Genomic DNA, 17879 nt, shown 5'->3' with positions numbered 1-17879 from the left:
CGCCATGACCGCCGTGCCCCCCGACGCCGCCGACCACGCGCTGCTGGCCCTGCCCAGTGGCACGCGCTTCGGCGAGCTGGAGATCCTCGGCACGCTGGGCGTCGGCGGCTTCGGCATCGTCTACCTCGCGGTTGACCACTCGCTGGAGCGCGAGATCGCGATCAAGGAGTACATGCCCAGTCAGTTCGCCCAGCGCGACGGGCAGTCCCAGGTCTCGGTGCGCTCCATCTCCATGCGCGAGACCTTCGAGCTTGGTCGCCGCAGCTTCGTCAACGAGGCGCGTCTGCTGGCGCGGTTCGACCATCCGTCGCTGCTGAAGGTCTACCGCTTCTGGGAGGCCAACGGCACGGCCTACATGGCCATGCCCCGGCTGGTCGGGCAGAACCTGCGCGAGGCGCGCAACACGCAGGCCACGCCGCCGCCCGAGGCCTGGACGCGACGCATCTTCGACGCTGTGCTCAGCGGCCTGGAGGCGCTGCATGCGCAACAGGTCTGGCACCGCGACGTCGCGCCCGACAACATCTTCCTGCCGGCCGATGGCGGCTCGCCCATCCTGCTGGACTTCGGCGCCGCGCGCCAGGCCATCAGCGATCGCACGCAGGTCTTCACGGCCATCCTCAAGCCCAGCTTCGCGCCGATCGAGCAGTACGCCGAGGCGGACGGCCTGAAGCAGGGCCCGTGGACCGACTTCTATGCGCTGGCCGCGGTCATGCACGAGTTGCTCATCGGCCGTCCGCCGCCGCCGTGCACGGCCCGCGCTATGGCCGATGAACTGACACCGCTGGCGATCGAGGGCTATTCGCCGACGTTCCTCGCGGCGCTCGACTGGGCGTTGCGCGTGCCGCCGCACCAGCGTCCGCAGAACGCTGCTGCATGGCGCGACGCCATCGAGGGCCGCGCCACCGTGCCGCCGGCCAGGGGGGCGTCGCGCCGGTCCCGCCGCCCGCCTCCACCGCCTCCGCCTCCGCCGCCGCCGGAGAAGCTGGACATCGAATTCGCGGACACCGTGCAGATCGCGCCGGAAGAGCTGCCAGGCCGCATGGCCGGCGCTACCGCTTCGCGCCGGCCCGGTGTCGTGTGGCTGGTGGCCGCGGCCGTGCTGGGCGTGGCGCTGGTCGCGCTGGTCATCGCGCAGTGGCGCCACAACGTGGCTCGGAACGCGCAGGCGGCCGAGGCCGCTGCCATTGCGGCTTCTGCTGCAGCGGCCGCAGAGGCTGCGTCGGCCGCATCAGCCGCCGAACTCGCCGCGTCCGCGGCCCGGGTCGAGCCCGTGCCGCTGGAGCCTGAACCGGCGGCTTCCGAGTCGGCCGGTGCGGTGGTGTCGCTGGCGGCTTCGCAGCCCGCCAAACCGTTGCCGACGGCGGTGTCGGGCACTGGCGCCGGGCGAGCGTCCACCGCGCGCCGCGGCGATACAGCCGCCAGGTCGGCGAGCGCCGAGAAGGCTGGCGAGTCGCACCCGGTGCCGCGCAGCCCGGTCTATGCCGCACCGGAGCCGGTGGCGGCGGCGCCGGTCGCCCAGGCCGAGCCCGCGCCGATGCCGGCCGCCGTCGAGCACCGCACCGCCTCCGAGGCCTGCGGTGGCCGCGTGCTGCTGGCGCGCGCCTGGTGCATCGACCGTCAGTGCGAGAAGCCAGTCTTCCGCAATGACCCCGAGTGTGTGAAGCTGCGCGAGATCCGCGAGCAGCGCAGCAGCCTGCGCTGAGCTGCCTGGCGACGGCCCGCGGGCGCTGACAAATTGGGGGGGTGCCCCGCAGCGCCTTGTCACCCCGGATCGCTAGACTGCCCTGGAGTTCCACCTCCGGCGGTGCGTATGACGTCAGGCGATTCCTTGCTGGTTTCCCCGCCCATGGCGCCCGTTGCGGCGCGCGGCCCTGCCGTGCATGCCTGCCGGGTCTGCGACAGCCATGGCCACCACCCGGTCTTCGTGGCGCGGGAGATGATGTATGGCCTGCGCGAGCCGTTCGAGTATTTCCAGTGCACGAACTGCGGCTGCCTGCAGATTGCCGCCATCCCGCCCGACATGGGTCCGTACTACCGGGGCGACTACTACAGCCTGCGCGGCGGCCATGAAGCCGCCTATCGCCACCCCCTGAAGAACTGGCTCAACCGCCTGCGCGACCAGGCCATGCTGTTCGCCCCCGGCGGCGATGCGCTGCCGCTGCGGGTGTCGGTGCCCTCGCTCCGCGCCGCCTACAGCGCCATCCGGCGCGTGCCGCGGCTCAGCCTGCGCAGCCGCATCGTCGACGTGGGCTGCGGCGGCGGCCAACTGCTGTACCGGCTGCGCAATGCCGGGTTCACCAGTCTGCTGGGCATCGACCCCTTCCTGCCCGAGGAGCGGCAGGTGGACGCCACGCTGCGCTTCAAGCGCTGCAGCCTCGAAGCGCTCGATGGCCTGTTCGACCTGATCATGATGCACCACTCGTTCGAGCACATGGAGGCGCCGCGGGCGGTGTTCCGCAAGCTGCAGACGCTGCTGGCGCCCGGCGGCACGGCCCTGGTGCGCATCCCGGTCGCGGACTGCGCCGCCTGGGAGGAGTACGGCGTGGACTGGTTCCAGCTGGACGCGCCGCGCCACCTGTACCTGCACACGCGCAAGAGCATGCAAAGTCTGGCGCAGCAGGGCGGCCTGGCGCGGGTGGCGTCGTACTGCGATTCGGACGAGCACCAGTTCCTTGTCAGCGAGAAATACCGGCGCGGTATCCCCACGCTGCTGCCTCCCGGCTACAGCGGCCCGCGGTTCCAGGCCAGCGACGAGCAGGTGCAGCAATGGCGGACCCGGGCCCGCGCGCTCAACCGCGAGGGGCGGGGCGACCAGGCGGTGTTCTTCTTCGAGGCGGCGTAGCGGCTCGGCCGCGCCGGCTCAGAACAGCGCCATCGACAGCTTGCGGCGGTACTGGTCGATCAGCGGGTCGCTCTGCACGACGGCGGCCTTGCCGGCGATCTCCAGCGTGCCGCCGCCCTTGGCCTCGGTGGTCGGCTTCGGTGCTGGCTTCGTCAGCAGCTCCAGGATGGCGACATAGGCCTTGCGTGCGGCCTCGCCGTTCCAGGTCTTGTCGCGCATGATGATCTCCAGCAGCTCGTCCATCGCTTCGGTGAAACGCTGGTGGGCGAGATGGTGCTGGGCCAGCGTGAAGCGGGCGTCGAAGTCGCGCTTGTTGGCGGCGATGGCGGCTTGGAGCTCGGCGGCGTCGGTCGTTGCCGCGTCTTCGATGGCGGTCAGCCAGACGGCCAGCGCGGCGAAGCGGGCGTGCGGCGTGATCGTGTCCGCCGCCTTCGCGGCCACCGGCGCGAACGCGGCGCGGGCATCCTCCAGCAGGCCCAGCTCCAGCAGCGCCTTCACGTAGTCGAAGCGGGCGGTGTCGTTGGCCGGGTCGGTCTCGACGGCATGGGCCAGCTTGGCCAGCGCGGCTTCCAGGTCGCCCTCGGCCATCAGGTCTTCTGCTTCCGCCACGTCGGCCTCGGCCTCCAGCTCCTCGCCGGCGGGCACGTGCTTGTCTAGGAACTCGCGGATCTGCGACTCGGGCAGCGCGCCGACGAAACCGTCCACCGGCTGGCCGTCCACGAACATCACGCAGAACGGGATGCTGCGCACGCCGAACATCTGGCTCAGCTGGCCGGCGATCTCGGGCACCTCGTCGCTGTTCAGCTTGGCCAGTCCGAAGCGACCGGCGTAGGCCGTCTCCAGCTTCTCCAGGATGGGACCGAGCGTGCGGCAGGGGCCGCACCATGGCGCCCAGATGTCCAGCAGCACGGGCTGGCGCATCGACGCGTTGATGAGTTCGGCTTCGAAGTTCTGGAGGGTGATGTCGATCATGGCGGGAGGTAGCTGGAGCCTCGGCTTCTACAATTCAAGGCTTCCCTGAGTCTCGGAGCGCCTCTTGTCTACGTCAGTCCCTTTGAACCCCGACGCCGTCATCGGCATCGTCATGGGCTCCAGCAGCGACTGGGAAACGATGAAGCAGGCCGCCGAGATTCTGACCGAGTTCGGCGTGCCGTTCGAGGCTCGGGTCGTGTCGGCCCACCGCATGCCCGACGAGATGTTCGCCTACGCCGAAGCTGCGGCCGGACGCGGCCTGAAGGCCATCATCGCCGGCGCGGGCGGCGCAGCCCATCTGCCGGGCATGCTGGCGGCCAAGACCACCGTCCCCGTGCTGGGCGTGCCGGTGGCCAGCCGCCATCTGCAGGGTGTTGATTCGCTGCATTCGATCGTGCAGATGCCCAAGGGCATTCCCGTCGCGACGTTCGCCATCGGCAACGCCGGGGCGGCCAACGCGGCGCTGTTCGCCGTGGCGACGCTGGCCACGGGCGACGCCGCGCTGCTGCAGAAGCTGGCCGCCTTCCGCGCCCGCCAGACGGCCGTGGCGCAGGCGATGACCGAGGACCTGCGTTGAGCGCGCTGCTCCCCGGGGCCACGACGCCGGGCGGGTCCCGTCAGGCGACGCTGGGCGTGCTGGGCGGCGGCCAGCTGGGCCGCATGTTCGTCCATGCCGCGCAGGCGCTGGGCTACCGCTGCGTCGTGCTGGACCCGGACGCCATCAGCCCGGCCGGCGCCGTGGCCGAGCAGCATGTGCGGGCCGACTACCTCGATTCCTTCGGCCTGGCCCAGCTGGCGCGCGACTGTGACGCGATCACGACCGAATTCGAGAACGTGCCCGCCGTGGCACTGGAGACGTTGGCGGGCATGCGCACCGTGGCGCCCGCAGCAGCGGCTGTGGCCGTCTGCCAGGACCGCGCTGTCGAGAAGGCGCACTTTGAGGCCGCAGGCGCCCAGTCCGGCGTCTATCCCGCGCCGCATGCCGTCATTACGAACGACATCGAGCTGGCCGCCGTGGACCCGGCGCTGCTGCCCGGCATCCTGAAGACCAGCCGCATGGGCTACGACGGCAAGGGCCAAGTGCGCGTCAACACGCAGGCTGAGCTGGCTGCGGCCTGGGACGGCCTGAAGCGCGTGCCCTGCGTGCTGGAGCAGCTACTGCCCCTGAAGCGCGAGCTGAGCGTGCTGCTGGCACGGGGCGCGGACGGCCAGATCGTCAGCTATCCGGTGCAGCAGAACCTGCACCGCGGCGGCATCCTGGCCGTCACGCAGGTGCCGGCGCCGGACGTGCCGGTGGCTGTCCAGCAGCAGGCCGTCGCCGCCGCGCGCCAGGTCGCCGAGGCGCTGGCCTACGTAGGCGTGCTGTGCATCGAGTTCTTCTGGCTTGCCGACGGGCGCCTGGTGGTCAACGAGATGGCGCCGCGGCCGCACAACTCCGGCCACTGGACGATGAACGGCTGCAATGCCTCGCAGTTCGAACTGCAGGTGCGTGCGCTGGCCGGGCTGCCGCTGCCTGAACTTCGCCAGCATTCGCCGTCCGTCATGCTGAACCTGCTGGGCGACCTGTGGTTCTCCGCCGATGGCGGCCCGACGCCGCCGCCGTGGGACCGCGTGCTGGCGCTGCCCGGCACGCATCTGCATCTGTACGGCAAGGCCGAGGCACGGCACGGCCGCAAGATGGGCCATCTCAACATCACGGCCGACACCGCCGAGGCGGCGCGCGACGTGGCGCGGCAGGCAGCAGCCATCCTCGGCCTTCCGGTGGACTTCTGACGGCATGACGGCTCTGTACGCTCATCGTCGGCCTGACGCGGCACGGATGCACCGGCCGTGATGCTGCTGCCCGGTAACGATTCCGACGCCATCCAGGCCGCCGCGCAGCGCCTGGCCGAGGGCGGCCTGCTGGGCCTGCCCACGGAGACGGTCTACGGCCTGGCGGCGCGCGCCGACGATGACGCCGCCGTCGCGCAGATCTTCGCGGCCAAGGGCCGGCCGAGCGACCACCCGCTGATCGTCCACGTGCTGGACGCCGCTGGCGGCGAGCCCTTTGCCGGGCAGTTGCCGGCCATCGCGCGGCGGCTGATGGACGCCTTCTGGCCGGGGCCGCTGACGGTCATCGTGCCGCGCCGCCCTGGCGTGGCGAGCGGCGCCGCTGGCGGGCAGGCGACCATCGCGCTGCGTGCGCCAGCCCACCCGGTCGCCCGCGCCGTGCTGGCGGCGGCGCGCGCGCTGGGCGTGGCGGGCGTGGCAGCACCGAGCGCCAACCGCTTCGGCCGCGTCAGCCCGACGCTGGCCCGGCATGTCGTCGACGAGTTCGGGCCCGGGCTGATGGTGCTGGACGGCGGCGCGTGCGAGGTGGGCATCGAGTCGAGCATCGTCGACTGCAGCCGGGAGCGACCGGCGCTGCTGCGCCCCGGGCTGCTCAGCCGCGAGCGCATCGAGGCCGTGTTGGGCGAGCCGCTAGCCGAGCCGGACGCCACCGCCCCCAAGGCGTCGGGCACGCTGGCGGCGCATTACGCGCCGGCAGCGCGCGTGCGGCTGATGACGGCCGACCGGCTGGCTTTACTTTCCGCCACCGCCGCCGCCAGCGGGGGCTTGGAGGGGGTGGCGGTATATTCACGCGCCCGGTTACCGGCCTGGCGCTGGCAGGCCCTGCCGGCCGATCCGGCGGCGGCGGCCCACGAATTGTTCGCGGTGCTGCGGTCGATGGACGCGGCCGGCGCCCGTGAGATCTGGGTCGAGGCGCCCCCGGCCGACCCCGCATGGGATGGCGTGCGCGACCGGCTCAGCCGGGCCGCCGCCGCCTTCTCCGATTGAGTTCCCTGTCCCTGAGTTGATCGTCATGCAACGTGTTGTCTCCCAGAAATTGAAGCGCGGCCTCGCTTGGGCTTCGCTGGCCGCCGCCGCGCTGCTGGCCGGCTGTGGCGGCGGGGGCACCTCGCAGATCGAACCGTTCGCGCCGACGCGCGCCATCGCCTTCGGCGACGAGAGCGGCGTCATTCTTTCCAGCGGCAAGAAGTACACCGTCAACGGGCTGGACAGCACCACCAAGCTGGTCGACTGCACGCAGAGCCCCGTCTGGAGCCAGTCGCTGGCCGGCGGGTTCGGCTTCGTCTACCCACAGTGCAACTCGGCCTTCGTCGCGTTGCCGCAGGGCCTGATGTACGCGGCGGCCGGCGCCAAGGTGGTCGACGTGAGCGACCAGATCGACAAACACCTGGCCAACGACCGTTTCGGCCCGAGGGACATCGTCGGCATCATGGTTGGCGTGAACGATATCGTTGAGCTGTATCGCCAGTACCCGGCCGTCAGCAAGGACTCGCTCATCAACGAGGCCAAGGCCCGCGGCAAGCAGCTGGCCGACCAGGCCAACCGCATCGCCAATGCCAACGGCCGGGTGGTCATCGCCACCATCTTCGACGTGGGCCAGACGCCCTTCGGCCAGCGCGAGCGCGAGCAGCAGACGGACATCGACCGCGCGGCCTTCCTCGATGAGCTCAGCGCCGCGTTCAACACGGCGATGCGACTGAACATCATCAACGACGGCCACTTGATCGGGCTGGCCCTGGTCGACGAGACGATCCAGCGTTACACGCGCTACCCGTCGCTCTTCGGCTTCTCCAATTCGACGCAGGCCGCCTGCCTCAGCAACGTCGCGCCGCAGGACTGCACGACCGACACGCTGAAGGCCGACGCGATCCCGTCGCAGTGGCTGTGGGCCGGCGACACGCTGCTGGGCCCGAAGGCGCAGACGGACATCGGCAACCTGTTCCTGTCGCGCGCCAAGAACAACCCGTTCTGACGCGGTCCGGCGGTTTCAGGCATCCAGCGCCCGTAGCTCGCGGCGCAGGATCTTGCCGACGCCATTCCTTGGTAATTCGGCGCAGAACTCGATAAACCGCGGCCGCTTGTAGGCCGCCAGCTGCCGGGCGCAGTGGCGGGCCAGCGCGTCCTCGTCGAGGGCCGCGTCGCGCCGCACGACGAACAGCTTGACGGCCTCGCCGCCGCGCGGCTCCGGCACACCGACGGCGGCGCACGCCAGAACGCCGGGATGCTGGCCGGCCACCTGCTCGACCTCGCTCGGATAGACGTGGAGGCCGCCGACCAGGATCAGGTCCTTCTTGCGGTCGACGAGGCGCACGAAGCCGCGCTCGTCCATGACGCCGATGTCCCCCGTCTTGAAGAAGCCGTCGTGCCACAGCGCCTGCGCCGTCTCTTCGGGCCGCCGCCAGTAGCCGGCCATGACCTGCGGGCCGCGGACGCAGATCTCGCCAGGCTCACCCGCTGGCAACTGCTGGCCGTCGTCGTCGCGGATGCTGATCTCGGTGGATGGCAGCGGCAGGCCGACGCTGCCGTTGAACTCACGCGGGTCGAGCGGGTTGATCGCCACGGCCGGCGATGTCTCCGACAGGCCGTAGCCCTCCACGATCGGGCAGCCGGTGGCCTGCAGCCATCGCTCGGCCGTGGCCGGCTGCAGGGCCATGCCCCCGCCGCTGGTGATGGCGAGTTCGGAGAAGTCCAGCCGGTGGAACCCCGGCGTCTGCAGCAGCGCGCCGAATATCGCCTCGGCTCCCGGGAAGATGTGCAGCTTGTGGCCGCGCAGCGTGTCGACGAGGCCGGGAACGTCGCCCGCGTCCGGCACCAGCAGATTGAGATGACCCATGCGTGCGCCGAGCAGCAGGCACGCCGTGAGCGCGAACACATGGTGCAGCGGCAGCACGCAGACGGTCGTGAGCGGGGCGTGCGGATCGGGCAGCCGCGCCAGCATCGGCCGGAACCAGGCCTCGATCTGCAGCACATTGGCGGCGACGTTGCGGTGTAGCAGCGTTGCGCCCTTGGACACGCCGGTCGTGCCGCCGGTGTACTGCAGGAAGGCGACGTCGTCCGGGCGTAGCGCGGGCTTGCGCAGCGGCAGGCGCTCGCCATGGCGCAGCGCCTCGTTGAAGCGCACAACAGTGCGGCCATCACCCGTGGGCAGGCGGAACTCGGGCACTTGCTTGCTGACGTGGCGCCGCGCGAAGTTGGCAAGCGACCCCTTCCACCAGCCGAGCAGGTCGCCGACCGACGTCAGGATGACGTGCCGGACCTCGGTCGCGTCAATGACGTCCGCGACCGTCCGCGCGAAGTTCTCCAGCACGATGAGGGCACGCGCGCCGGAGTCCTTGAGCTGGTGCGCCAGCTCGCGCGGCGTGTAGGCCGGGTTCACGCCGACGACGACGAAGCCGGCGCGCAGCACGGCGGCGACGGCGATGCTGTACTGCAGCATGTTGGGCATCATCAGCGCCACGCGATCGCCGGGCTTGAGCCCCTGGGCCTGCAGCCAGGCGCCGAGCCGGGCCGAGAGGCGGTCCAGGTCGGCAAAGCTCAGGCGCTGGCCCATGCAGACCGCGGCGTCGCGGTTGGCGTGCCGCCGGAAGGCCGCCTCCAGCAGCTCGACGAGGTGAGGGCAGCTGGTGGGCTCCACGCCGGCCGGCACGCCCGCGGGGTAGCTGGTGAGCCACGGGCGCGCGCAGGACGGGGCTTCGGGCGCGGCTTCTGCGAGGACTGCGGTCATCGGAGATCCTTGTGTGTCGCCGGGCGGCGCGACATGAAGTCCCCGATGGTGGTCGCCGTTGTTACATCTCGCTAGGGGAGTTGCCCTAACGCCCCAACTTCGCCGAGAAAGAGGGCCTGGGCGAGTGCCTCCTCGCGCTCTCCGACCGTGGCCAGGAACTCACTGGCGCCGTGCATCGCGCGGAAGGTGTCGAAGCCGGATTCGAGGAAGGCCTGCAGCGCGCCGAGGCCGGCCACCTGGGCCGGGCCGCGCATCAGCCGCAGCGACTGGCGCAGCAGCGGCTTGCGGGTCAGCCGGTCCAGCGACGTGCCGATGGCCAGCGTCAGCGTGATCTGCTGCTGGCGCGACGCCGGCTCGCCGCAGGCCCTCCAGGCGGCCGCATAGACCTCGGCAGACAGCGTCGGCGAGGCCAGCAGCTCGGCCATGCGCGTGTCCAGCCGTTCCGACAGCGCGTGGAGCTGCGCAAGCTTCGCCACGGTGCCGACCACCTCGGCGGGGAACAGCCGTGTCAGCGCGGGCACGACGCGGGCGAACTGGGCATCGCGCTGGCGGTAGTCGCCAGGGCCATAGAGCTCCTGCAGGAAGAAGCGCGTCGCCGCCGCATAGCGGGTGCTGACGAGCAGGTCGGCGTAGGTCTTGGCGAACCGCCGCTGTTGGTAGGCCTTCAGCGACTGGACGCGCTCGGCGAGGCCCGCATCAGCGGCGCGGCGGGCGCGTTCGGCATCGACCTGGCGCAATTCGGCCAGCAGGGTTTCGGGGTCCATCGGCCCGGTCGATTCTGCCTTCCTACACTGGGCCGATGAATGCAAGGCTGCAACGGATCTGGTTCTTCGTGCGCTGGCTTGGAGGCTTGGCGCTGGGGTGGCGCTTCGGCTGGGGCTGGGGGCTGGCGGCGTGCTTCGCTTACCCCTTGCTGCTGTTGCCGTCGTTCGCGCTGCTGCGCCGCGTCAACCGAGGGCCCGGCTGTCCGCGCTGGCGTGAGCTGCTGCGCGCCTGGGTGCTGGAGGTGGCGATCAGCGAGCGCAGCTTCGGCTGGCGGCAGCCCTGGCGCACTCATGCCGAGCCGGACCACCTTCCCGCCGGCGCTGAGGCCGGCGTGCTGCTGGTGCATGGCTTCAGCTGCAACCGGGCGTTCTGGAATGGCTGGATGGCCCGGTTACGCGGCCAGCCCGGCGTGGCTTTCATCGCGCCGAGCCTGGAGCCGCCGTTCGGCAGCATCGACGACTACGCCGATGCGATCGAAGCCGAGGTGCAGCGGCTGCGGATGCTGACTGGCCGGCCGCCGCTGATCGTCTGCCACAGCATGGGCGGGCTGGCGGTGCGGGCCTGGTGGCGGCGCCATGCCACGGCCGAGGCGCCGCAGGTCATCACGCTCGGCACGCCGCACGCGGGCACGCTGATGGCCGCGTTCTCGCCGGCCTTCAATGCCCGCCAGATGCGCCATCGCGGCGACTGGGTGGCGGAGTTGCCGCCGCTGCCACGGCTGACCTGCGTCTGGACGCCGTGCGACCAGTTGGTCATGCCCGCGGCGACGGCGGTGCAGCCGGGCGCGGCCGCCCACCGCGTGGACGGTGTGGGTCATGTGGGCCTGGTGGCCGACCCGCGCGTATGGACGCTGTTTCAGGCCGCGCTGGCGGCCTCCTTCAGCACGCCGCGGCGGATCTGATCGAGCTCGATGCTCTCGAACAGCGCCTGGAAGTTGCCTTCGCCGAAGCCCTCGTTGCCCTTGCGCTGGATCAGCTCGAAGAAGATCGGGCCGATCACTTCCTTCGTGAAGATCTGCAGCAGCAGCTCGTTGTCGGCGCCCAGGTGCGTCGCGCCGTCGATGAGGATGCGCAGGCGGCGCAGCTCGGCCACTTTCTCGCCATGCTGCGGCAGGCGCTTGTCGATGAGGTCGAAGTAGGTCTCGATCGTGTCCTGGAACTCGACGCCCGCCGTCTTCATGCCCTGCACGGTGCCGTAGATGTCGCCGGTGGCGAGCGCCACGTGCTGGATGCCCTCGCCGTGGTACAGGTCCAGGTACTCGGCGATCTGGCTCTTGTCGTCGGAGCTCTCGTTGATCGGGATGCGGATCTTGCCGCAGGGGCTGGTCATGGCCTTGCTCTTCAGGCCGGTCAGCTTGCCCTCGATGTCGAAGTAGCGCACCTCGCGGAAGTTGAAGAAGCGCTCGTAGAACTCCGCCCACTCCTTCATGCGACCACGGAAGACGTTGTGCGTCAGGTGGTCGATCTCGGTCAGGCCGTGGCCCACCGGGTTCGGGTCCACGGGCTGGCCGGCGGCGTCCAACAGCGGCACGAAGTCGACGTCGTAGATGCTGATGTTGCCGATGGCGCCGGCTGTCGCGCCGCCCTTGCCCTGCCAGCGGTCGACGAAGTAGATCAGCGAGTCGCCGATGCCCTTGATGGCCGGGATGTTCAGCTCCATCGGGCCGGCCTTGTTGTCGAAGCCCCAGGCACCCAGTTCCAGCGCGCGCTGGTAGGCCAGCGCCGCGTCCTGCACGCGGAAGGCGATGGCGCAGATCGATGGGCCGTGAAGGCGCGCGAAGCGCTGCGCGAACGAGTTCGTCTCGGCGTTGATGATGAAGTTGACGCCGCCCTGGCGGTACAGCGTCACCGCCTTGTGCCGGTGGCGCGCGACTGCGCAAAAGCCCATGGTCTCGAACAGCCGGCCCAGCGCGGCCGGGTCGGGCGCGGCGAACTCGATGAACTCGAAGCCGTCGGTGCCCATCGGGTTGTCCCAGGGGGTGAACTTGGCCATGGCGCAGTCTCCTCGGTGTGGAACGCGAAATTCTGCGGCGCGACCGGCGCAGGTTTCGTGCAATCTCAGGCGCTGCTGCGTCATGAAGCGCAGGATTCCTGCAAGAATCGAGAGGTGGACAAGCCGGTTGATCTCGACGCCATCGATCGCCGCATCCTGCGTGCGTTGCAGCAGGACGGCCGCATCACCTATGACGCGCTGGCGGCCGACGTGGGCCTGTCGGCCTCGGCGGTGCTGCGGCGCGTGCGCCGGCTGGAGGACGTCGGCGTCGTGACGAGCTATGTGGCGCTGGTGGCGCCGCAGAGGGTGGGCTTGGGCCTCACCGCCTACATCAATGTGCGGCTGGAAAAGCAGACCGACAACCCGCTGCGCAACCCGCGCGACCTGTTCCGCGCTGCCGTGCAGACATGGCCCGAGGTCGTCGAATGCGCTGCGCTGACCGGCGAGATGGACTACCTCCTGCGCGTGCTCGTCGAGGACATGCAGCACTACGCCCGCTTCATCGGCGACACGCTGCTGATGCACCCCAGCGTGCAGGACTGCAAGACCAGCTTCGTGCTGGAGCGGCTGAAGAACACGACGGCGGTACCGGTCTAGGACCCTTCAACCTAGGGGTGCGTTGAACCTCCCTGGCGGAAGAGGGATTCACCGGTCAAGACGCGCCGCGCCACCGGCGCCGCGTCCCGGTTCTTCCACCGCGGCCCGCGGGCCGTCTCTTCCCTCCGCCATTCTCAGGAGTTCCGCATGCGCCTTCTCGCGACTTCCGCCGCCGTCCTCGCCCTGCTCACGCCGCTAGCCAGCCATGCACTGGCCAGCATCGACGACGCCAAGGGCGACTTCCTCGGCACCTTTGCCGGCAGCAGCGCCAGCACCGACCTCGACGTACTGGCCGCCAGCGTGTTCTACAACGCCGGTACCGACACCTTCACGCTCACCGCCACGATGGACGGCAACGTCGGCACGACGAAGAGCGGCCTCTACGTCTGGGGCGTCAACCGCGGCCAGGGCGCGGCCGGGTTCGAGAAAAGCCTCGGCCTGGCCGGCGTGCGCTTCGACCAGGTCATCCTGCTGCGTCCCAACGGCACCGGCAGCCTGCCGGGACTGCCTGCAGACAAGGCCACTCTGCCTGTGGGCGCGGTCGTCGTCAGCGGCAAGACGATCACCGCCACGGTGAGCGGCAGCCTGCTGCCCAGCACCGGCTTTGCCAACAAACTTGACTACACCTGGAACCTGTGGCCGCGGGACACGGCGTTCGCCGGCGTCGCGGCGATCTCGGACTTCGCGCCAAACAACACCAACTTCACCGCCACGCCGGTGCCCGAGCCGGCCAGCGCCGCACTGCTGCTCGGCGGTCTCGGCCTCGTGGCGATGTATCGCCGCCGTCAGTCGAACTCGTGAAGTAGCTTCAGCGTGTGCTCGGCGCCGAGGTTGAGCAGCTCGGCGATCTCGTGCAGGTCGTCGGGCACGCCGGCGTCGTCCCAGCCCCGGGCCGTGTGCCTCGCCAGGCGCACGGCCAGGTGCACGCAGCGCACCTGCGGGTCGCTGGCATGCTTGTCGTTCGTGATGCGCGTCAGCAGGTCCGGCAGATGCCAGCGCTTCATCAGTGCCTGTTCCAGGTCGGCCAGCTCGATGCCCAGCACCTGACGCTGTGCCGCAGCGCTGCGCAGCGCATGGTCAGCGTCCTGCAGGTTGGCGATCGCCAGCGCCAGGTCCGGCGCATGCACCCACAGCAGCATCTCGGCGAAGTCGTGCAGCAGCGCGGCGCTGTGGATGACGGCGGCATCCGGGTCGGCCCGGTGGGCGGCAAAGCCCAGCGCATAGCGTGAGGCCCGCTCGGCGCGCTGCATGACGCGTGACAGACCCAGCAGTGCGTCTTCGTGGTCGGCCAGCACGGCTTCCAGCGTGGGCTGAGGGCCGAACGCGCGGAAGAACGGCGTGATGCCCATCAGCACCAGGGCGGCCGTCACGGTCTCGGGGTCGGCCATCAGACGGCCGCGCGGCAGCTCGCTGGCGTGGGCCAGCACCTTCAGCGTCATCAGCGGGTCGGCCGCGATCATTTCGCCCAGCCCATGGGCGTCCATGTCGTCCTCGCTGGCGCGCATGTGCTCCAGCGACTCGGCGGTTTCCGTCAGCACAGGAATCTCGGCCGAGGCGAAGGCATTCACCCAGGCTTCAAGCGTGGCGGGCGGGGTTTGCAGACGCAGGCGGGCGGACATGGCCCGATGCTAGAGGGAGGCGGGCCGCCTGGTCTGTCCAGGCGGCCCCCATTTGAGGCTCAATTCACAGCCTGCGGATGCCGTCCAGCTGGGCGGTCAGCCGTCCGTCGATGTAGAGCGCGCCTTCGGGCGCGCCGGCCTCGGCATAGAACTCCAGCTGGCTGCGTGCCCGCACCCGCTGGCGGTAGGCGGGTGACAGCACCAGCCGGATGGCGCGTGCGGCCCGCTTGATGCGCCGCCAGCGCAGGGCCCAGGCGGCGTGGGTTTCGGCGGCGTCGGGGCCGCGCAACTCGATCAATCTCATGAGGGTCTCCTTGTGCGCTCGGCCGGCCCTCATGAGATGGATCAGAGGGAGGGCGCCCGGCGCGGGTGTGTCAGGGGCTGTCGTCGGGGAAGCGGTCGCGCAGCAGTCGTCGCAACTCGAGCCGCGCCTGCTGGCGCTGGGCGTGGGCGTCGCTCGGGTGTTGATGCCGGCCAGCCTGGCGTTGCAGGGCCGGCGCGACGAACGGATTGCGCGGTTTGCGTACGTTGAGCTTCAAGGGGCGGGGGGACGTGAACTGGGGCATGAGGTGCTCCGGTGAGTGCCGCGCGGGGGCGGCGGGCCATGCAGCGGCTCGACCCGGATGGGCCGGCGTTTGCGGTGGAAGAGAGGTCGCCCGGGGCTGGTGCTCGAGGCCAGCGGGCCGGGCAGGTCGGGAAGTCAGGGGTGCGGCGTCGTCGCGACGATGGGAACTGCGGCGTCACAACTTGCGCAAATGATAAACAAACGTTTCTCTTGCGCAAGCGGCTTTTATCCAACATCCCTAAGGTGGAGGATGCACGCCGTCCAATGACGGCTGCGCGCAAGTTTCAGCGCTTCTTGCTCTTGAGCGGCGCGATACCGGCCTGCAGCTTGCGCCACTCGTCCAGTTCGGCCTGCGACGCGGACACCTTGGGCCTGGGGGCGGGCGGCGGCGCGGGCTCGGGCGTCAATACCTCGCCGAGCAGGTCCAGCAGCCGCGTGCGCGCGCGCTGCGGATGGCGGCGGTAATACGTCAGCACGAGGCCGATGATGAAGCGCTCGTCGTCGTCCTGTGGAACGCTCGGCGACGCCTCTGCCGCAGGTACCGTGGCAGCCGCGCCGGCCGGGGCGGCGAGGGGGGCATCATGCGTCAGGTCCAGCCAGCCGGCCGGCTTGTGGCACAGCTGCTCGAACTGCCGCGCGAGCCGTTCGCCGATCTGCCGCGAGCGGGCCTTGATCTGGCTCCAGTAGCTCGGCTGGATCTGCAGTCGCTCGGCAAAGCGCCGCTCCAGGCCACGCAGTGTGGCGGCATCGGGGTGTTTGACGGTGGCGCTGACGAACTCTTCGAACAGCCGCATCGCGTTGTCCAGTCGGATCTGCGCGACGTCGCGGGGGGCGGCAGGCATGGACGGCGATGATAAATGAGGCTTGCCCGCCGTTCTGCGGGGTGGTCAGTCCCCTTCGTCGTGGCCCCCGAAGGCGGCCACCAGCGCGGCCTGGGTGCTCGGCGGCACGGCCTCGTAGTGCGACAGCAGCAGCGTGTAACGGCCGTGGCCGGCGGTCATCGCGTTCAGCCGCGTCTGGTAGTTCGCCAGCTCGGCCAACGGCGCCAGGCCTTGCACGATGAGGCTGCCGGGCACGGCGGTGCGCGTGCCGTTGACCTGGCCACGGCGCGAGGCCAGATCGCCAGTGATGTCGCCGACGCTGTGCTCCGGCGCGGTGATCTCCACCTGCACCACCGGCTCCAGCACCAGCGGCTGCGCGGCCCGCACCGCCTCGGTCAGCGCGCGGCGGCCGGCGGTGACGAAGGCGATCTCCTTGCTGTCCACCGAGTGGTGCTTGCCGTCGTAGACGACCACGCGCAGGTCCGTCACCGGATGGCCCGCGACGACACCGCGCGCGCAGGCCTGTCGCACGCCCTTCTCGACGGCAGGCATGAAGGCGCCCGGGATGGTGCCGCCCTTGACCGCGTCGACGAATTCGAAGCCCGAACCGCGCGGCAGCGGCTCCACGCGTAGGTAGACCTCGCCGAACTGGCCGGCGCCGCCGCTCTGCTTCTTGTGGCGGTAATGGCCTTCGGCGGCTTGAGAAACTGTCTCACGGTAGGCGATGCGCGGGGGCTCGGTGACGACCTCGCCCTTGTAGAGCTCCTTTACGCGCTCCAGCAGCAGGCGCAGGTGCAGCTCGCCGAGGCCGTAGACCAGCGTTTGATGAGTCTCGCCTGCCTGCTCGATGCGCAGGCAGGGGTCTTCGTCGACGAGCCGCGCCAGCACCTCCCACAGCTTCTGCTCGTCGCCGCGCCGCGCGGGGCTCAGTGCCAGGCCGTGCACCGGTGTGGGGAAGTCCAGCGGCTTCAGATAAATGTGCTCGTCCTCCTGCGCGTCGTGCAGCACGGCGTCGAAGGCGAGGTCGTCCACCTTGGCGATCGCGCAGAGGTCGCCGGGCAGCGCTTCGTCCACGTCCACGTGCTTGCCGCCCTGCAGCATGAACAGATGCGTCACGCGGATCGGCTTGCGTGCATGGCCCACGTACAGCAGCCCGCCCTTGGCCACGCGCCCCTGGTGCACGCGCATGACACCCATCTTGCCGAGGTAGGGGTCGGCGACGACCTTGAAGAGATGGGCCAGCACATGGCGCGCAGGGTCCGGCTGCGCGGGGTAGGGCCGCGGCTCGCTGCCCTTGCCCTCCAGGAACGGCGGCGGGTTGCCCTCGGCCGGGTTGGGCATCAGCGCCTCGATGACCGCCAGCAGCTCGCCGATGCCGGCGCCCGTCCTGGCCGAGCAGAAGCACACCGGCACCAGATGGCCTTCGCGCAGCGCCTGCTCCAGCGGCGCGTGCAGCTCGCGCGGGTCGATGTCGCCTTCGCTGAGGTAGCGATCGACGAAGCCAGCGTCCACCTCGACAACCTGCTCGACCAGCGCGCGGTGCGCTTCAGCCACCGACGAGAAATCAGCCGCCCCCGACGCTGCGAAGAAGCAGTCGGCCACGCGCCGCGCGCTGTCGGCCGGCAGGTTCAGCGGCAGACATTCCCTGCCGAACACGTTGCGGATCTGCGCAAGCAGGCCGGGCAGGTCGGAGTCGGGGGCGTCGATGCGGTTGACAACGATGAGTCGCGCCAACCCGCGCCCGGCCGCCGCCGTCAGCATGCGCTGCGCCATCAGCTCGATGCCGTGCTGCGCGTTGATGACGACCAGCGCCGTGTCCGCCGCCTCCAGTGCCGGCAAGGCTTGGCCGACGAAGTCCGGCGCGCCTGGCGTGTCGATGGCGTGCACGCGGATGCCGCCGTGCGTGAAGTGCGCGAGGCTGGACTGCAGCGAATGGCCCACGCGCCTTTCCAGCGGGTCGTGGTCGCTGACCGTGCTGCCGCGCTCGATGCTGCCGGGCTGCGCGATGGCGCCGGCATGGGCCAGCAGGGCTTCCAACAGCAACGTCTTGCCGGCGCCGGCCGGGCCGACCAGCGCGACCGTGCGGATCGCGCCCACTCGTGAATCCAGGCTCGCAGCGCTCATCGGACGCTCCTCGTGGCAGGTGGCCAGC

At 70.4% G+C, this 17879-nt stretch carries 18 protein-coding genes; 9 read left to right on the top strand and 9 right to left on the bottom strand.

All coding sequences use genetic code 11. The annotated features are described in order from the left end of the window. The first annotated feature begins 4 nt into the window (after positions 1–4). Positions 5–1702 carry a serine/threonine protein kinase gene (locus tag LXT13_RS23060; protein ID WP_233374663.1) on the top strand — a complete coding sequence of 566 codons (1698 nt, stop codon included), beginning with the start codon at positions 5–7 and terminating at the stop codon, positions 1700–1702. A 144-nt stretch (positions 1703–1846) separates the two neighbouring features. Further along, the gene (locus LXT13_RS23055) at positions 1847–2842 is read left to right on the top strand and encodes a class I SAM-dependent methyltransferase (RefSeq protein WP_233374662.1); all 996 of its coding nucleotides are present in this window, start codon (positions 1847–1849) and stop codon (positions 2840–2842) included. Between the two features lie 18 nt (positions 2843–2860). Here the strand turns inward: LXT13_RS23055 and LXT13_RS23050 are convergent, their stop codons facing one another. Continuing rightward, the gene (locus tag LXT13_RS23050) at positions 2861–3814 is read right to left on the bottom strand and encodes a tetratricopeptide repeat protein (RefSeq protein ID WP_233374661.1); all 954 of its coding nucleotides are present in this window, start codon (positions 3812–3814) and stop codon (positions 2861–2863) included. A gap of 112 nt (positions 3815–3926) precedes the next feature. Here LXT13_RS23050 and purE point away from each other — a divergent pair, with 112 nt between their 5' ends. Genes purE through LXT13_RS23030 form a run of 4 tightly spaced genes read left to right on the top strand, consistent with a single transcriptional unit; the run spans position 3927 to position 7616 of the window. Then, the gene (gene purE / locus LXT13_RS23045; RefSeq protein ID WP_233374900.1) at positions 3927–4391 is read left to right on the top strand and encodes a 5-(carboxyamino)imidazole ribonucleotide mutase; all 465 of its coding nucleotides are present in this window, start codon (positions 3927–3929) and stop codon (positions 4389–4391) included. Continuing rightward, positions 4388–5587, top strand: a complete 1200-nt coding sequence (locus LXT13_RS23040) for a 5-(carboxyamino)imidazole ribonucleotide synthase (protein WP_233374660.1) — start codon at positions 4388–4390, stop codon at positions 5585–5587. The genes purE and LXT13_RS23040 overlap by 4 nt, the downstream gene beginning before the upstream one ends. A 60-nt stretch (positions 5588–5647) precedes the next feature. Then, positions 5648–6631: an L-threonylcarbamoyladenylate synthase gene (locus LXT13_RS23035; RefSeq protein WP_233374899.1), complete on the top strand. Its 984-nt coding sequence runs from the start codon at positions 5648–5650 to the stop codon at positions 6629–6631. A gap of 25 nt (positions 6632–6656) precedes the next feature. Next, positions 6657–7616: an SGNH/GDSL hydrolase family protein gene (locus LXT13_RS23030; RefSeq protein WP_233374659.1), complete on the top strand. Its 960-nt coding sequence runs from the start codon at positions 6657–6659 to the stop codon at positions 7614–7616. Positions 7617–7631: 15 nt separating this feature from the next. On the opposite strand, the gene LXT13_RS23025 is transcribed toward LXT13_RS23030, so the two are convergent. Both LXT13_RS23025 and LXT13_RS23020 read right to left on the bottom strand, forming a co-directional pair. Continuing rightward, positions 7632–9368: an AMP-binding protein gene (locus tag LXT13_RS23025; protein WP_233374658.1), complete on the bottom strand. Its 1737-nt coding sequence runs from the start codon at positions 9366–9368 to the stop codon at positions 7632–7634. A 71-nt stretch (positions 9369–9439) separates the two neighbouring features. Continuing rightward, complete coding sequence (locus LXT13_RS23020; RefSeq protein ID WP_233374657.1) at positions 9440–10132, bottom strand: DUF8198 family protein; 693 nt, start codon at positions 10130–10132, stop codon at positions 9440–9442. A 35-nt stretch (positions 10133–10167) separates the two neighbouring features. On the opposite strand from LXT13_RS23020, the gene LXT13_RS23015 reads away from it, so the two are divergent. Continuing rightward, positions 10168–11034, top strand: a complete 867-nt coding sequence (locus LXT13_RS23015; RefSeq protein WP_233374656.1) for an esterase/lipase family protein — start codon at positions 10168–10170, stop codon at positions 11032–11034. On the opposite strand, the gene hppD is transcribed toward LXT13_RS23015, so the two are convergent. Then, positions 10989–12125 (bottom strand): 4-hydroxyphenylpyruvate dioxygenase, encoded by a 1137-nt coding sequence (gene hppD, locus LXT13_RS23010; RefSeq protein WP_233374655.1) that lies wholly within the window; start codon positions 12123–12125, stop codon positions 10989–10991. The genes LXT13_RS23015 and hppD overlap by 46 nt on opposite strands. Positions 12126–12239: 114 nt before the next feature. Here hppD and LXT13_RS23005 point away from each other — a divergent pair, with 114 nt between their 5' ends. After that, a complete protein-coding gene (locus tag LXT13_RS23005) occupies positions 12240–12722 on the top strand; it encodes an Lrp/AsnC family transcriptional regulator (RefSeq protein WP_233374654.1) in 483 nt (160 codons plus the stop codon). A gap of 147 nt (positions 12723–12869) precedes the next feature. Beyond that, a complete protein-coding gene (locus tag LXT13_RS23000; RefSeq protein ID WP_233374653.1) occupies positions 12870–13523 on the top strand; it encodes a PEP-CTERM sorting domain-containing protein in 654 nt (217 codons plus the stop codon). On the opposite strand, the gene LXT13_RS22995 is transcribed toward LXT13_RS23000, so the two are convergent. The 5 genes from LXT13_RS22995 to fusA all read right to left on the bottom strand — a co-directional run bounded on the left by LXT13_RS22995 (position 13508) and on the right by fusA (position 17851). Further along, positions 13508–14341: an HDOD domain-containing protein gene (locus LXT13_RS22995; protein WP_233374652.1), complete on the bottom strand. Its 834-nt coding sequence runs from the start codon at positions 14339–14341 to the stop codon at positions 13508–13510. The genes LXT13_RS23000 and LXT13_RS22995 overlap by 16 nt on opposite strands. A 64-nt stretch (positions 14342–14405) precedes the next feature. Further along, positions 14406–14645 carry a hypothetical protein gene (locus LXT13_RS22990; RefSeq protein WP_233374651.1) on the bottom strand — a complete coding sequence of 80 codons (240 nt, stop codon included), beginning with the start codon at positions 14643–14645 and terminating at the stop codon, positions 14406–14408. A gap of 70 nt (positions 14646–14715) precedes the next feature. Continuing rightward, entirely contained in the window at positions 14716–14907 is a 192-nt protein-coding gene (locus LXT13_RS22985) for a hypothetical protein (protein ID WP_233374650.1), read from the bottom strand. A 283-nt stretch (positions 14908–15190) separates the two neighbouring features. Further along, complete coding sequence (locus LXT13_RS22980) at positions 15191–15748, bottom strand: hypothetical protein (RefSeq protein WP_233374649.1); 558 nt, start codon at positions 15746–15748, stop codon at positions 15191–15193. Between the two features lie 45 nt (positions 15749–15793). Further along, positions 15794–17851, bottom strand: coding sequence for an elongation factor G (fusA, locus tag LXT13_RS22975; RefSeq protein WP_233374648.1), 2058 nt, complete (start codon positions 17849–17851; stop codon positions 15794–15796). Between the last annotated feature and the right edge of the window lie 28 nt (positions 17852–17879).

Source organism: Pelomonas cellulosilytica, assembly GCF_021353265.1.
In the GTDB taxonomy this organism is placed as follows: Bacteria; Pseudomonadota; Gammaproteobacteria; order Burkholderiales; family Burkholderiaceae_C; genus Pelomonas; species Pelomonas cellulosilytica.
The sequence above is the reverse complement of the archived record's forward strand: the minus strand, read 5'-3'. Positions and strand labels throughout refer to the sequence as shown.

Coding starts and splice junctions, on each gene's coding strand:
- LXT13_RS23060 (WP_233374663.1), top strand. CDS start 5: ATGACCGCCGTGCCCCCCGACGCCGCCGACCACGCGCTGCTGGCCCTG.
- LXT13_RS23055 (WP_233374662.1), top strand. CDS start 1,847: ATGGCGCCCGTTGCGGCGCGCGGCCCTGCCGTGCATGCCTGCCGGGTC.
- LXT13_RS23050 (WP_233374661.1), bottom strand. CDS start 3,814: ATGATCGACATCACCCTCCAGAACTTCGAAGCCGAACTCATCAACGCG.
- purE (WP_233374900.1), top strand. CDS start 3,927: ATGGGCTCCAGCAGCGACTGGGAAACGATGAAGCAGGCCGCCGAGATT.
- LXT13_RS23035 (WP_233374899.1), top strand. CDS start 5,648: ATGCTGCTGCCCGGTAACGATTCCGACGCCATCCAGGCCGCCGCGCAG.
- LXT13_RS23030 (WP_233374659.1), top strand. CDS start 6,657: ATGCAACGTGTTGTCTCCCAGAAATTGAAGCGCGGCCTCGCTTGGGCT.
- LXT13_RS23025 (WP_233374658.1), bottom strand. CDS start 9,368: ATGACCGCAGTCCTCGCAGAAGCCGCGCCCGAAGCCCCGTCCTGCGCG.
- LXT13_RS23020 (WP_233374657.1), bottom strand. CDS start 10,132: ATGGACCCCGAAACCCTGCTGGCCGAATTGCGCCAGGTCGATGCCGAA.
- LXT13_RS23015 (WP_233374656.1), top strand. CDS start 10,168: ATGAATGCAAGGCTGCAACGGATCTGGTTCTTCGTGCGCTGGCTTGGA.
- hppD (WP_233374655.1), bottom strand. CDS start 12,125: ATGGCCAAGTTCACCCCCTGGGACAACCCGATGGGCACCGACGGCTTC.
- LXT13_RS23000 (WP_233374653.1), top strand. CDS start 12,870: ATGCGCCTTCTCGCGACTTCCGCCGCCGTCCTCGCCCTGCTCACGCCG.
- LXT13_RS22995 (WP_233374652.1), bottom strand. CDS start 14,341: ATGTCCGCCCGCCTGCGTCTGCAAACCCCGCCCGCCACGCTTGAAGCC.
- LXT13_RS22990 (WP_233374651.1), bottom strand. CDS start 14,645: ATGAGATTGATCGAGTTGCGCGGCCCCGACGCCGCCGAAACCCACGCC.
- LXT13_RS22985 (WP_233374650.1), bottom strand. CDS start 14,907: ATGCCCCAGTTCACGTCCCCCCGCCCCTTGAAGCTCAACGTACGCAAA.
- LXT13_RS22980 (WP_233374649.1), bottom strand. CDS start 15,748: ATGCCTGCCGCCCCCCGCGACGTCGCGCAGATCCGACTGGACAACGCG.
- fusA (WP_233374648.1), bottom strand. CDS start 17,851: ATGAGCGCTGCGAGCCTGGATTCACGAGTGGGCGCGATCCGCACGGTC.